Here is a 16,089-nt window from a genome sequence, read left to right as displayed (position 1 = left end):
TGTCTATCAACGGCTGATTCAGATCGACCTGAGGCCTTGCTTCTCAGGCTTCCATGTCCGCTACCTGGTTGAAATACTTCGACCGATCCGGCGTAAATGTCACGACCATTTTGGTCCTGGAACAGGTCAGTGCCCGTTCTGCGCTCAGATCAATATCCAGATCTTCCCCGCGCAACCCCTGCCATTGGGCGAGGTATTTGAGGGAGCCGTATTTTTCAAGTTTCTTCAGGCTGCGGCTGACGCCACCTTTCCAACCCAGCACCGGGAGTTCGCCGGTGAGGCATTGGTGGGCGAGATCGGGGAAGCGGGCGGCGCGCTGACGGCCGATTTCCCAGCATTTGATCAAGCCTTTGTCGGGGCCTTCCCACAGTTCAGTCCGGTTCAGGCCCGATCGGAGTGGGGTATCAATGCTGCGATGGATGCGCTGGGTCATTCTGGTTCCTTGAATTCGGGTTTTGTTGGACAGCTCCGCTGTGCCCGTTGAGCGTGGATGGTAGGGATGGATGCAGGTGCTGGCAACAAGGTATTTCCGGATGTAGGAAAGAGTTACCGCGTGTTGATTGGGCAGGTTTGTTTAGTGTTTGTAGGGAGTTGGCCTACGCAATCCTGTGGCGAGGGGGCTTGCCCCCGTTCGGCTGCGTAGCAGTCGCTAAGCCAGTAAATACGGTGCTTCTGGAGGAATGTGGTTGAGCATTCGAGGGGCCGCTACGCGACCCAACGGGAGCAAGCCCCCTCGCCACGGGAGGTCATTCCTGCCAGGCAGAGTGTGTTTAAGTTCATCGCGGGTAGGTCTTGATCCTACAAAAAGTGTCGTAAAAGTGGATATTTCCGACGAGTTTTGGCGGTGGTCGCAACGGCGATGCCGAAGCCAGCGCCCCCCACAGTTGAACGGTATACATCTGTAGGAGCGAGGCTTGCCCGCGAAGCAGTCACCTCATTCTCAAGGCTGCCAGACGTTTTTCTCCCCGCTCAGCTTCCTGTTCAGGAAGCTCGCCGCGCTGATCAGCGCCAGATGCGTCAATGCTTGCGGAGTGTTGCCCAAGTGTCGGGCGTGGCTGTCGAACTCTTCGGCGTACAACCCCAACGGGTTGGCATACTTCAGCAATTGCTCGAACTCCAGATGCGCTTTTTCTACCTGGCCGGCCCGGGCCAGGCATTCGACGTACCAGAACGAGCAGGCGGCGAAGGCGCCTTCGGTGCCGGGCAGGCCGTCGATCTGGCTGTCGTCGTTGCGGTAGCGGTAGACCATGCCCGCGCGCACCAGGTGTTTCTCGATGGCTTCGAGGGTCGCGATCCAGCGCGGATCCTTGGCGCTGACGAAGCGCACCAGCGGCATCAGCAGCATCGAACCATCGAGGCCGGTGCCGCCGATGTGCTGGACGAAATGCCCACGTTCTTCGTTCCAGAAGTTGCTCCAGATATCGCTGTAGATCGCTTGACGGGTCTGGTCCCAACGGGCGAACGGGGCGGGCAGCGAGCGTTTGGAGGCCAGCCGGATGGCTCGATCCAGCGCCACCCAGCACATCAATCGCGAGTGCAGGAAATCATACTGCTCGCCGCGCATTTCCCAGATGCCGACGTCTTTTTGCTGCCAGGTTTCGCAGACCTGATCGACCACTTCCACGGTGTGTTTCCAACCTTCATGGGAGATGGCCTCACCGTACTTGTTGACCAGGTACACCGCGTCCATCAGCTCGCCGAAGATGTCGAGCTGGATTTGCTCGTAGGCCTGATTGCCGATGCGTACCGGCGTCGCGCCGCCATGGCCGGACAAGTGCGCCAGTTCGACTTCCGGCAACTCCTGGCGGCCATCGATGGCGTAGAGAATATTGAGTTTCATCGGTTTACCACGGCAATCACTGACCCTGCCGCGCAGCCAGCGCATGTAGGCGTTGGCTTCCTCGGCGAAGCCCAGGCGCATGAAGGCGTAGACGGTGAACGAGGCGTCGCGGATCCAGGTGTAGCGGTAGTCCCAGTTGCGTGTGCCGCCGGGTGTTTCCGGCAGGCCGAAGGTGGCGGCGGCGAGGATGGCGCCGTGTTTGCGCGAGGTCAGCAGCTTCAGCGCCAGGGCCGAGCGATTGACCATTTCCCGCCAGCGCCCGCGGTAATTGGACTGGCCGATCCAGTCGCGCCAGAACTTCAGGGTGCGCTCCAGGCACAGATCGGCGGCGCCTTCCTTGAAGCGCGGATCGTCAACGCCGCCGAGCAAAAACTCGGCGCTCTGGCCCTGTTCGAGGGTGAATTCGGCAATCGCTGCATTGCCTTCGACACGCAAGGGCTGATCCGCACACAGCTGCATGGGCGGCTGATCGGTGGCCTCGAAATACACACTGCGGCCGCGCGCCCGCGCCTTGGTGTGAGCCCGCGCATAGTCATGACGCAGGTTGCACAACATCTGAATCGTCGCTTGACCGCTGACCACGCGCACCCGGCGCATCAACATCGGCCAATCATCCTCGCTGTCGCCGATGGGCAGCAGATCGGTGACCTCGACCACCGCATGATCACTGAGCCAGCGGGTTTGCAAGACGTTGGTGTCGGGCAGGTAGATCTGCTCGCGGCGGGCGTCTGGCAGGTCCGGGGCCAGTTGGAAAATGCCGGCTTCGGGGCTGTCCAGCAGCGCGCAGAAGATCGAGGGGCTGTCGAATTCCGGCCAGCAGAAAAAATCCACACTGCCCTTGTCGTTGACCAGCGCCGCGCTGCGCATATCACCAATGATGCCGTGGGCATCGATGGCGCTTTGTCGTTCGGAATGATCAGCCATTGCCGTGGAACTCCGGGGAGTGAAGGTCTAACCAGCTGACTGGTTTAAGCCGCGGAGAGTTCATTTGACGGCGAACCGGCCTTCACACTCAACCAATAATTCGACGCTTCTCCCGGGCGGGATTTATCGGCGCCGACTAATTTGCGCCGCTTGCGGACCGTCCTCCCATACAGACGACTTTTCGAGGTAAACGTGGTGACCAAGCTGACCCTGCTGTGCCTGCCGTATTCTGGCGCCAGTGCCATGGTCTACAGCCGCTGGCGGCGCAAGTTGCCGCAGTGGCTGCAGTTGCAACCGGTGGAGCTGCCGGGGCGGGGCGCACGGTTCGGCGAACCGCTGCACACCGACATGCGCGCGCTGGCGATGCAATTGGCCAGGGAGTTGCGTTCGACGCTCAAGGCGCCTTACGCCCTGTTTGGCCATAGCCTGGGCGCCTTGCTCGCGTGTGAGCTGGCCCACGCCTTTCGTGCGTTGGGTTGCCCGGAGCCGGTGGCGCTGTTTGCCTCGGGAACGGCGGCGCCAACGATGCGCGCCGACTACGATCGGGGCTTTGCCGAGCCGAAAACCGATGCGCAGTTGATTGAGCAGCTACGCACCCTCAACGGCACCAGCGAAGAGGTGCTGGCCAATGAAGAGCTGATGAGCCTGACACTGCCGATTCTGCGTGCGGATTTTCTATTGTGCGGCCGTTTCCAGCCGGTACAGCGACCATTGCTCAAGTGCCCGGTGCATGTGTTGGGTGGCAAGGCCGACAAGGCCACCACCGAGCAGTTGATCGGCTGGAGCAGGGAAACCCTCGGCAGCTTTTCGGTGGACATGCTGGCCGGTGGGCACTTCTTCATTCATGAGCACGAAGCCAAGGTGCTGCGGGTGATCAAGGATCAGCTGGAGGCTCACCATCGGCGGCATGCCTTGGCGGCTGTCGGTTAACACGATGCTTCAGTTTGGTGATTTCTGTGTTCGGCCGTCATTTCTTCGCCGCACCGCCGATTCCAGCCGCTTCGACCTCCCTTCCTGATACTTGTTCTCAAACGCTAATTTTTCCGGTCTGCATTCGTTTCATAGGGACGACGTGCCTTTGTGCTTCCTGCCTACTGATCCGGATGCTAAGAAATGAATGCTGAAGACTCCTTGAAACTTGCTCGCCGGTTTATCGGGTTGCCCTTGGAAAAGCGCCAGATGTTCCTTGCGGCCTTGCACAAGGAGGGCGTGGACTTCGCCCGTTTTCCGATTCCGCAAGGGGTCGAGGCCGAGGACCGGCAAGCGCTGTCCTATGCCCAGCAGCGCATGTGGTTCCTCTGGCAACTGGACCCGCACAGCGGCGCCTACAACTTGCCGGGCGCGGTGCGCCTGACTGGGCAACTGAACCTGCCAGCCCTGGAGCAGGCGTTCGCCAGCCTGGTGGCGCGTCATGAAACCCTGCGCACGGTGTTCCAGCGTCAGGCCGACGAGTCCCTGCAACAAGCACCTGCCAGTGCGCCGTTGGTGATCGAGCAAATTGATTTCAGCGCGTTGCCAACCCTTGAGCGCGAACAGGCCGTGGCCGAGGCCGCCCAGCAGCAATCGTTGCTGCCGTTCGACCTTGCCGTCGGGCCGTTGCTGCGGGTCAAGCTGCTCAAACTCGCCGAGCAGGAGCACGTGCTGCTGTTGACCCTGCACCACATCGTGTCTGATGGCTGGTCGATGAACGTGTTGATCGACGAGTTCATCCGCTGCTACGACGCCCATGATGCCGGCGCGCAACCGCAGCTCGCGCCGTTGCCGATTCAATACAGCGACTACGCCTTGTGGCAACGCCGCTGGCTGGAAGCCGGGGAGCAGGCGCGGCAGCTGGAATACTGGCAAGCCCAATTGGGCTTCGAGCATCCGGTGCTGGAGCTGCCCACCGATCACCCGCGCCCGGCGATGCCCAGCTATCGCGGCACGCGTTATGAGTTCGGCGTCGACGGCCCACTGGCCGAGCAACTGCGAGCCATCGCGCAGAAGCACAACATCACCTTGTTCATGCTGTTGCTTGGTGCGTTCAACGCGTTGCTGCACCGTTACACCGGGCAGACCGACATCCGCGTCGGCGTGCCGATCGCCAACCGCAATCGCGGTGAAATCGAAGGCCTGATCGGTTTCTTCGTCAACACCCAAGTGCTGCGCACCCGGCTCGACGGCCAGACCCGCGTGGCGGATTTGCTCAGTGACATCAAGGAAACCGCCCTCGGCGCCCAGGCCCATCAGGACTTGCCATTCGAGCGGCTGGTGGAAGCGTTGAAGCTGGAGCGCAGCCTCAGCCACACGCCGTTGTTCCAGGTGATGTACAACCATCAGCCGCAGGTGGCGGACATTTCCACGGTGACCACCGCCTCGGGCCTGGAGCTGGGCGTGATCGAATGGAAAGGGCGCACCACCCAGTTCGACCTGACCCTGGATACCTACGAAAAGGCCGGCACACTGCATGCTGCGCTGACCTATGCCAATGAACTGTTCGATGCGCCGACCATCGAGCGCATGGCGCGGCACTGGACCCATTTACTGCACGGCATGGTCAACGACAGCCAGCAGCGCATCAGCGATTTGCCGCTACTTGAAACCGAGGAATACCAGCGCATCGTCCATGACTGGAACCGCGTTGACGAAGGTTTCGTCGATGATCTGTGCATCCATCAATTGATCGACCGCCAAGTCGCCGCCCAACCGGATGCGCTGGCGGCGACCTTCGCGGCCAAGCAACTGACTTACGTCGAACTCGACAGCCGCGCCAACCAACTCGCCCACAAGCTGATCGAGTTGGGCGTGGGGCCGGAAGTGCGGGTCGGCGTGGCGATGCAGCGTTCCGACAGCCTGCTGGTGGCGTTGCTGGCAGTGCTCAAGGCCGGCGGCGCCTACGTGCCGCTGGACCCGGATTACCCGGCCGACCGCGTGGCCTACATGCTCGAAGACAGTCACGCCTTGGTGCTGCTGACCGAGCAGGCTGTTGCGGCAACATTGAACGTGACGGCGGGCACCCAAGTGCTGTTGATGGACAACGCCGAGCCATGGCTGGCCACTGACCCAAGCAGCGCACCGGTGACCGGCGTCACGCCGGATAACCTGGCCTACGTGATCTACACCTCCGGCTCCACCGGCAAGCCCAAAGGCGTGGCCATCGCCCATCGCAACGTGCTGGCGCTGATCGACTGGTCGCAATCGGTGTACAGCCGCGACGATATTCAGGGCGTGCTGGCCTCGACCTCGGTGTGCTTCGACCTGTCGGTGTGGGAGCTGTTTGTCACCCTGGCCAACGGCGGTTCGGTGATCATCGCCCGCAACGCCCTGGAGTTGCCGCAACTGCCGGCCCGCGATCAGGTGCGCCTGATCAACACCGTGCCATCGGCGATCAATGCGCTGCACAGTGCCGGGCAGATCCCGCCGAGCGTGCGCATCATCAATCTGGCCGGTGAGCCGCTGAAGCAGTCGCTGGTCGACGCGCTTTATGGGCAGCCGACCGTTGAGCATGTCTACGACCTTTACGGCCCGTCGGAAGACACCACCTATTCCACCTGGACCCGCCGCCAGTCCGGCGGCAGCGCCAACATCGGCCGACCGCTCAAACACACCGCCAGCTATTTGCTCGACGCCGATCTGCAACCGGTGCCACAGGGCGTATCGGCCGAGTTGTACCTGGCCGGCGCGGGCATCACCCGGGGTTACCTGGCGCGACCGGGCATGACTGCCGAGAAGTACGTGCCGAACCCGTTCTCCAGCAACGGCGAGCGTCTGTATCGCACCGGTGATCTGACCCGCTATCAGGTCGACGGCGCGTTGCAATACGTCGGTCGCATCGACCATCAGGTCAAGGTTCGTGGTTTCCGCATCGAGCTGGGTGAAATCGAAGCGCGGCTGTTGCAGCAGGACGCGGTACGCGAACTGGCGGTGCTGGCCCAGGATGGCGTCAACGGTCAGCAGCTGGTCGCCTACATCGTGCCGACCGATGCCGCGGTGTTGGCGGACGATGCCGATGCTCAAGCGAGCCTGCGCGAAACCCTGAAAGCCGCGCTGCGCCAAGACTTGCCGGACTACATGGTCCCGGCGTATCTGCTGTTCCTCGAGCAATTGCCGTTGACCCCCAACGGCAAGCTCGACCGCAAGGCCTTGCCAGCAGTCGACGGCACTCTGCAGCAACGTGAACACGTGGCGCCACGCACGGCGCTGGAAAAGTCGCTGGCAACGATCTGGCAAGACATCCTGGCCATCGACAACGTCGGCCTTGAAGACAACTTCTTCGAGCTGGGCGGCGACTCCATTGTGTCGATGCAAGTGGTCAGCCGCGCGCGTCAGGCGGGCATCCTGTTGAGCCCCAAAGACCTGTTCCAGCACCAGACTATCCGCAGCCTGGCGCAAGTGGCCCGCGGCGGCGAACAGAACCTGATCGATCAAGGTCCGGCTGTTGGCGCGGTGGCCTTGGCGCCGGTGCAGCACTGGTTCTTCGAGCAAGCCATCCCTGAGCGTCATCACTGGAACCAGTCGCTGCTGCTGGTGCCGCGCGAAGCGCTGGATGCCGGGGCGCTGGATCAGGCGTTGGCGCAGTTGCTCCAGCATCACGATGGGTTGCGTCTGCGTTATCAACAGACCGACGCCGGTTGGCAGCAGGCCTATGGCGCAGCGTCTGTTGAGTCGGTGCTGTGGCAACGCTCGGCGCAATCGCTCGAAGAGCTGAATGCGTTGTGCGACGAAGCCCAGCGCAGTCTTGATCTGGGCAACGGCCCGTTGCTGCGAGCGTTGTCGGTGCAGATGGCCGATGGCACTCAGCGGCTGCTGCTGGTGATTCACCACTTGGTGGTGGACGGTGTGTCGTGGCGGGTGTTGCTGGAGGATCTGCAGCAGTTCTATCGCCAGGCACGCGACGGCTCGACGCTGATGACGGCGGCGAAAACCAGTTCATACCAGCGCTGGGTGGCGCGTCTGCAAAGCCACCTGCCAACGTTCCAGCACAGTGTCGATTATTGGCAGGCGCAACTGTGCGATGCAGCGCAACACGACTTGCCGTGCGACCGCCCTGACGGCGCGCTGCAAAACCGTTTCGAGCAGAAAGTCGAACTGACTTTCGACGCCGAACAAACCCGCAAACTGCTGCAACAGGCGCCGGCGGCTTATCGCACTCAGGTCAATGATTTGCTGCTGACCGCGCTGGCGCGGGCCGTGTGCCGCTGGACGGGGCAGGGCAGCACGTTGATCCAGCTCGAAGGCCACGGCCGTGAAGACCTATTCGACGATATCGATTTGACCCGCACTGTCGGCTGGTTCACCAGTCTGTTCCCGGTCAACCTGAGCCCGGTCGGCGACCTCGGCGCATCGATCAAAACGGTCAAGGAGCAACTGCGCGCGGTGCCGGACAAAGGACTGGGCTACGGCGTGCTGCGCTATCTGGGCGACTCGCAGGTTGGCGCCGCACTGGCAGCCTTGCCGCAACCGCACATCACCTTCAACTACCTGGGGCAGTTCGACCGTCAGTTCGACGAAGCGGCGTTGTTTGTGCCGTCCAGCGAAGGCAGCGGCGTGGCCCAGGATCCGTCGGCGCCGTTGGCCAACTGGCTGACGGTTGAAGGCCAGGTGTACGGCGGCGAGCTGTCGATGAGCTGGGGCTTCAGCCGCGAGATGTTCGACACCACGACCATCCAGCAGCTGGTTGATCAATACGCTGTTGAACTCAACGCATTGATCGAGCATTGCTGCACCCTTGAGGTGCCACAGGCCACGCCGTCGGACTTCCCGCTGGCGCGCATCACCCAGGCACAACTCGATGCATTGTCGGTGGCCGTCGGCCAACTCGACGACCTCTATCCGCTGTCGCCGATGCAGCAGGGGCTGTTGTTCCATACCCTGTACGAGCAGGCGGCGGGTGAGTACATCAATCAGTTGCGGGTGGATGTGCAAGGCCTCGAACCGGAGCGTTTCCGCGCCGCCTGGCAGGCCACGGTCGATGCACAAGACATCCTGCGTACCGGTTTTGTCTGGCAAGGCGAACTGGAACATCCGGTGCAGATCGTCCACAAGCAGGTGCAGTTGCCGTTCACCGTGCTCGACTGGCGTGAGCGTGGCGATCAGGTTCAGGCCTTGAGTGAGCTGGCCGATGCCGAGCGCCAACAAGGGTTCGACCTGAGCCAGGCGCCGTTGCTGCGACTGGTGTTGGTACAAACCGCAGCCGATCGCTGGCAGCTGATTTACACCCATCACCACATCCTGATGGATGGCTGGAGCAACTCGCAGTTGCTCGGCGAAGTCTTGCAGCGTTACAGCGGTCGCGTACCGATGGCCACCGGCGGGCGCTATCGCGATTACATCGGTTGGTTGCAGCGTCAGGATGTACAACTGAGCCAGGATTTCTGGCGCGAGCCATTGGCCTCCTTGCAAGAGCCGACCCGACTGGCGCGGGTGGTGTCCGGCAGCGAAACCCTGAGCGGGCATGGCGACCACTTCCAGACCCTGGACATCAGTCGCACCCAAGGCCTTGAAGCCTTTGCCCGGCAACAGAAAGTCACCCTCAACACCTTGGTGCAAGCCGCGTGGCTGCTGTTGTTGCAACGCTACACCGGTCACCAAACCGTGGCGTTCGGCGCCACGGTGGCCGGGCGTCCGGCAGACTTGCCCGGCATCGAGCAAGCGGTGGGCTTGTTCATCAATACCTTGCCGGTGATCGGCACGCCGCGTCCGGACCAAAGCGTCGGCCACTGGTTGCAAGCGGTACAGGCGCAAAACCTCAGCCTGCGCGAGTTCGAACACACGCCGCTGGCGGACATTCAACGCTGGGCCGGGCAGGGCGGCGAAGCCCTGTTCGACAACATTCTGGTGTTCGAGAACTACCCGATTGCCCAGGCGCTGCAGCAGGGCGCTGAGCAAGGCGTGGTGTTCGGCGACGTCGCCAACCTTGAGCAAACCCATTATCCGTTGAGCGTTGCTGTGACATTGGGCCAGACCCTGGCGCTGCATTACAGCTTCGACCGGGCGCATTTCTCAACGTCCGCGATCGAACGCATCGGTGCGCACCTGTTGCAACTGTTGGAGCAGTTCGCCGAGTCGGCCGAACGCAATCTTGGTGAAATTGCCCTGGCCAGCGCCGCCGAACGGGCGCAGCAACAGGCCAATAATCAGCCGCAGCCGTACCCGGTGAATGTCGCCGTGCACCAGCGCATCGCCGAACTCGCCGCCCAGAGCCCGGAGCGCACAGCGGTGATTTTCGCCGGCCAGCGGTTCAGCTATGGCGACATCGACCAACGCGCTAATCAGTTGGCCCACGCCCTGATCGCGCGGGGTGTCGGCCCGGAAAGCCGGGTCGGCGTGGCTTTGCCGCGCAGCGAAGGGGTGATCGTCGCGCTGCTGGCGGTGCTCAAGGCCGGCGGTGCCTACGTGCCGCTGGACACCAGCTACCCGCGCGAACGCCTGGCCTATCTGATCGAGGATTCGGGGCTGGCGTTGTTGCTCAGCGATTCGTCGGTTTCGGCGCAGTTGCCGGTGGATGATGCGGTCCCGGTGCTGGAGCTCGACCGTCTCGATCTGCGCAGCCAATCCCTTACCGCACCCAAGGTGCCGCTCGATCCGCAGAACCTCGCTTACGTCATTTACACCTCCGGCTCCACCGGTAACCCCAAAGGCGTGAGCGTCGCCCATGGCCCGCTGGCGATGCATTGCCAGGCCATCGGCCAACGCTATGAGATGCGTGACAGCGACTGCGAATTCCACTTCATGTCCTTCGCCTTCGACGGCGCCCATGAGCGTTGGCTGACCAGCCTGACCCACGGCGCTTCGCTGCTGATTCGCGACGACAGCCTGTGGACCCCGGAACAGACCTACAACGCCATGCGCGAACACGGCGTGACGGTGGTGGCGTTCCCGCCGGTCTACCTGCAACAACTGGCCGAACACGCCGAGCGTGAAGGCCACCCGCCGAAGGTGCGGATCTACTGTTTCGGCGGCGATGCCGTGCCCAACGCCAGTTTCGAACGGGTCAAGCGTGCGCTCGATCCGGACTACATCATCAACGGCTACGGCCCGACCGAAACCGTGGTCACGCCGCTGATCTGGAAGGCCGGGCGCGACGTACAGTGCGGCGCGGCCTACGCGCCAATCGGCAGTCGCATCGGTGATCGCAGCGCTTACGTGTTGGACGCCGACCTGAACCTGCTGCCCCAAGGCATGGCCGGTGAGCTGTACCTGGGCGGCACCGGCCTGGCCCGGGGTTACCTGAATCGTCCGGGGCTGACGGCGGAGCGCTTTGTCGCCGACCCGTTCAGCGCGGTCGGTGGCTTGCTGTACCGCACCGGCGACCTGGTGCGGCAGCGTGCCGATGGCACGTTCGATTACCTGGATCGCATCGACAATCAGGTGAAGATTCGCGGTTTTCGCATCGAACTGGGGGAAATCGAAGCGCGCCTGCAAACCCTCGACGGGGTACGCGAAGCGGTGGTGGTCGCCCAGGAAGGCACCGCCGGCAGCGGCAAGCGCCTGGTGGCTTATGTGGTCGCCGATGCGCTCAATGCCGAACAGGCTGATTTCGCCGACAGCCTGCGCGAGCAACTTAAAGTCGCGCTGCCGGCGCACATGGTCCCGGCGTATTTGCTGCTGCTTGAGCATCTGCCGCTGACCCCCAACGGCAAACTCGACCGCAAGAACCTGCCCAAGCCGGACGTCAGCCAATTGCAGCAAGCCTATGTGGCGCCGCAAAGCGTACTGGAGCAGCAACTGGCGACGATCTGGCAAGACGTGCTGAAACTCGATCAGGTTGGTTTGAGCGACAACTTCTTCGAACTGGGCGGCGATTCGATCATCTCGATTCAAGTGGTCAGCCGCGCCCGTCAGGCCGGCATCCGCTTCACGCCAAAAGACCTGTTCCAGCACCAGACCATCCAGGCACTGGCCACGGTGGCGCGGTTGGGTGAGCAGGCTCAGGTCATCGATCAAGGGCCGGTGACCGGCGAACTGGAGTTGTTGCCGGTGCAACAGGCGTTCTTCGAGCAGGCCATCCCCGAGCGTCAGCACTGGAACCAGGCGGTGATGCTCAAACCGACGAAAACTCTGGAGGCTGCGCTGCTTGAGCAGGCGTTGGGCGCACTGGTTACTCACCACGATGGCTTGCGCTTGAGCTTCGTCGAACAGGCGGACGGCTGGCAGGCACAGTACCGTGCGCTGGGCAGCCAGACCGAAGCGTTGCTCTGGGCGGTCGACGTCGCTGACGCCACTGCACTGGAAGCGGTGGCCAATGAAGCGCAACGCAGCTTGAACCTGCAACACGGGCCGCTGCTGCGCGCGGTGCTGGCGAACCTCGATGACGGCACTCAGCGCCTGTTGCTGGCGATCCACCATCTGGTGGTGGACGGCGTGTCGTGGCGGATTCTGTTTGACGATCTGCAAACCGCTTACCGTCAGCTGTTGAGCGGCGAGCCCCTGCAATTGCCGGCCAAAACCAGTGCGGCCAAGGTTTGGGCCGAGCACCTGCAAACCTACGCCCACAGTGCTGAATTGCGCAGCGAACTGGCCTGGTGGCAACACCAGTTACACGGCGCCGACGTGGCGTTGCCGGTGGACAATCCCGAGGGTGGGCAGCAGAACAAGCATGCACTGACGGTGCGCACGCAACTGAACAAGGAAGTGACCCTGCAACTGCTGCAAGACGCCCCGGCGGCGTATCGCACGCAGGTCAACGACCTGCTGCTGACCGCTCTGGCCCGCGTCATGGTGCGCTGGACCGGGACCGACAGCGCGTTGATCCAGCTCGAAGGTCATGGCCGTGAAGAGCTGTTCGACGGCGTTGACCTGACCCGCACCGTCGGCTGGTTCACCAGCCTGTACCCGGCAAAATTGACGCCGGTCGCTGACCTCGGTGGCTCGCTGAAACAGATCAAGGAACAGCTGCGCGCGATCCCGAACAAGGGTCTCGGTTTTGGTGCGCTGGCCCATCTGGGTGACGACGCTGCACGTCAAATCCTCAGCCAATTGCCGGTGCCGTGCCTGACCTTCAATTACCTGGGCCAGTTCGACGGCAGCTTCACCGAAGCCGACGGCGCCTTGTTCGTACCGTGCAGTGACGCGGCCGGTGATGAACTGGATGCTCGTGCGCCATTGGCCAACCAGTTGGCCCTCAATGGTCAGGTGTATGGCGGTGAACTGAACCTGGGCTGGACCTTCAGCCGCGAACGGTTCAATGAGTCGAGCATTCAGGCGCTGGCCGACGATTACGCCCAGGAACTGCAAGCGCTGATCGCCCATTGCTGCCGGGCCGGGCAGCACGGCGTCACCCCGTCGGACTTCCCGCTGGCGCGCTTGAGCCAGGCCCAACTGGACGGCTTGCCGCTGGCACCGCAATCGATCGAAGACCTGTATCCGCTGTCGCCGATGCAGCAGGGCATGTTGTTCCATGCCGTGTACCAGGAAACCTCCGGCGATTACATCAACCAGATTCGCCTGGACGTCGACGGGCTCGACCCCGAGCGTTTCCATCAGGCCTGGCAAGCGGCGGTGGAGGCCCACGACATTCTGCGCACACGCTTTGTCTGGCAGGGCGAACTGGAACACCCGGTGCAGGTGGTCAGCAAGCACGCGCAGATGCCTTATAGCCTGCACGATTTACGCGCCCATCCGCAGCGCGATCAGGCCTTGCAGACGCTTGCCGACACGGAACGCCAAGCCCTCAACTTGAGCGCGCCGACCTTGTTGCGGCTGGTGATTGCGCGTATCGACGACCACCGTCATCACCTGATCTACACCAACCATCACATCCTGATGGACGGCTGGAGCAACTCGCAGTTGCTTGGCGAAGTGCTGCAGCGTTACAGCGGCCAGTTCAACGCCGCACACAACGGACGTTACCGCGATTACATCGCCTGGCTGCAACGCCAGGACGCGGCTGCCAGCGAAGTGTTCTGGACCCCGGCGCTGCTGGCGCTGGAAGAGCCGACGCGCCTGGCCCAGACCGTCGCAATGCCGCAAGCGTCTACCGAAACCCAAGGTTACGGCGATCACTTCCAGGTGCTGGAGGCCGATCTGACCCTGCGTCTGGGCGAGTTCGCCCGGGCCGCGAAAGTCACGGTCAACACGCTGGTGCAGGCGGCCTGGTTGTTGCTGCTGCAACGCTACACCGGTAAGAACACCGTGGCCTTCGGCGCGACGGTCGCCGGTCGTCCGGCGGACTTGCCGGGTGTCGAGCTGCAGATCGGGCTGTTCATCAACACCTTGCCGGTGATCGCCAGCCCACGGGCCGAGCAATCGCTCACGAGCTGGCTGCAAGCGGTGCAGGCGCAAAACCTGGCCTTGCGCGAGTTCGAACACACCGCGCTGTTCGATATCCAGCGCTGGGCCGGACAGGGTGGTGAAGCGCTGTTCGACAACATTCTGGTGTTCGAGAACTACCCGATTGCCCAGGCCCTGGAGCAGGGCGCCCCGCAAGGGCTGCGTTTTGGTCCGGTGGCCAGCCGCGAGCAAACCAACTATCCGCTGACCCTGCTGGTGAGCCTCGACACGCAACTGTCGATGCACTTCAGTTATCAGCGCGGCAGTTTTGCGCCGGCGACGGTGACGCGATTGGCGGCTCATTTGCAGCACCTGTTGAGCCAGATGATCGACGCCGGTGAACGCTGTCTCGGCGAGCTGGTAATGCTGGATGAAACCGAGCAGCAACAAGGGTTGCTGGACTGGAACCGTAGCGATGAAGGTTTCGCCCAGGAGCTGTGCATTCACCAGTTGATCGACCGCCAGGTCGCCGCCCAACCGGATGCGCTGGCGGTAACCTTCGCAACCAAACAAATGACTTACGCCGAACTCGACAGCCGCGCCAACCAACTCGCCCACAAGCTGATCGAGTTGGGCGTGGGCCCGGAAGTGCGGGTCGGCGTGGCGATGCAGCGTTCCGACAGTCTGCTGGTGGCGCTGCTGGCGGTGCTCAAGGCCGGCGGCGCCTATGTGCCGCTGGACCCGGATTACCCGGCCGATCGCGTGGCCTACATGCTCGAAGACAGTCGCGCCTTGGTACTGCTGACCGAGCAGGCTGTTGCGGCAACATTGAGCGTCACGGCAGGCACTCAAGTGCTGTTGATGGACAACGCCGAGCCATGGCTGGCCACTTACCCAAGCAGCGCACCGGTGACCGGCGTCACGCCGGATAACCTGGCCTACGTGATCTACACCTCCGGCTCCACCGGCAAGCCCAAAGGCGTGGCCATCGCCCATCGCAACGTGCTGGCGCTTATCGACTGGTCGCAATCGGTGTACAGCCGCGACGACATTCAGGGCGTGCTGGCCTCGACCTCGGTGTGTTTCGACCTGTCGGTGTGGGAGCTGTTTGTCACCCTGGCCAACGGCGGCTCGCTGATCATCGCCCGCAACGCACTGGAGCTGCCGCAACTACCGGCCCGCGATCAGGTTCGCCTGATCAACACGGTGCCATCGGCGATCAATGCGCTGCACAGTGCCGGGCAGATCCCGCCGGGCGTGCGCATCATCAACCTCGCCGGTGAGCCGCTGAAGCAGTCGCTGGTCGATGCGCTTTATAGGCAACCGACCGTGGCGCATGTCTACGATCTTTATGGCCCGTCGGAAGACACCACCTATTCCACCTGGACCCGTCGCGAGGCGGGTGGCACGGCGAACATTGGTCGCCCGCTCAAACACACCGCCAGCTATTTGCTCGACGCCGATCTGCACCCGGTGCCACAGGGCGTATCGGCCGAGTTGTACCTGGCCGGTGCCGGCATCACCCGGGGTTACCTGGGGCGGCCGGGCATGACCGCCGAGAAGTACGTGCCGAATCCGTTCGCCAGCAACGGCGAGCGCCTGTACCGCACCGGCGATCTGACCCGTTATCAGGCCGATGGCGTGCTCGAGTACCGAGGCCGAATCGATCATCAGGTGAAGATCCGCGGCTTCCGCATCGAACTGGGGGAAATCGAAGCGCGCCTGCTGGAGCAGCCAGCGGTTCGCGAAGTGGCGGTGCTGGCGCAGGAAGCCCTGGGCACTCAGCAACTGGTGGCCTACGTGGTCGCTTCACCACTGGAGCTCGATGATCAGCAGTCCCTGCGCGATGAACTCAAGGCACGGCTCAGGGAGTCTTTGCCGGAATTCATGGTCCCGGCGCACCTGCTGTTCCTCGAACAATTGCCGCTGACGCCCAACGGCAAACTCGACCGCAAGGCGTTGCCGACGGTGGAGGGCGGTCATTTGCAGGGGCGTTATGTCGCCCCGCAGAGCGAGCGGGAGCAACAGGTTGCGGCGATCTGGCAGCACGTACTGCAAGTCGAGCGTGTCGGTCTGCTGGATCACTTTTTCGAACTGGGCGGCCACTCGTTGCTGGCCGTCAATGTGGTTTCACG

General features: G+C 62.8%; 4 protein-coding genes (1 of these 4 cut by a window edge). 2 read left to right on the top strand and 2 right to left on the bottom strand.

What is annotated here, in order from left to right; all coding sequences use genetic code 11:
* Window positions 1-43: 43 nt before the first annotated feature.
* On the bottom strand, window positions 44-433 hold the full coding sequence (locus tag PSH69_RS19550) for a hypothetical protein (protein WP_305409507.1): 390 nt from the start codon (window positions 431-433) through the stop codon (window positions 44-46).
* Window positions 434-940: 507 nt separating this feature from the next.
* Window positions 941-2,764, bottom strand: a complete 1,824-nt coding sequence (locus PSH69_RS19545; RefSeq protein ID WP_305409506.1) for a glycoside hydrolase family 15 protein — start codon at window positions 2,762-2,764, stop codon at window positions 941-943.
* Between the two features lie 192 nt (window positions 2,765-2,956).
* Between PSH69_RS19545 and PSH69_RS19540 the strand changes: the two genes are divergently transcribed.
* Window positions 2,957-3,694, top strand: a complete 738-nt coding sequence (locus tag PSH69_RS19540; RefSeq protein ID WP_305409505.1) for a thioesterase II family protein — start codon at window positions 2,957-2,959, stop codon at window positions 3,692-3,694.
* A 183-nt stretch (window positions 3,695-3,877) separates the two neighbouring features.
* Window positions 3,878-16,089, top strand: partial view of a non-ribosomal peptide synthase/polyketide synthase gene (locus PSH69_RS19535; RefSeq protein WP_305409504.1) — the 5' portion only. It continues 160 nt past the right edge of the window; only the first 12,212 of its 12,372 coding nucleotides appear in the window; it begins with the start codon at window positions 3,878-3,880; its stop codon lies off the right edge, out of view.

This window comes from Pseudomonas sp. FP1740 (assembly GCF_030687165.1).
Taxonomy (GTDB): Bacteria; Pseudomonadota; Gammaproteobacteria; order Pseudomonadales; family Pseudomonadaceae; genus Aquipseudomonas.
The sequence above is the reverse complement of the archived record's forward strand: the minus strand, read 5'-3'. Positions and strand labels throughout refer to the sequence as shown.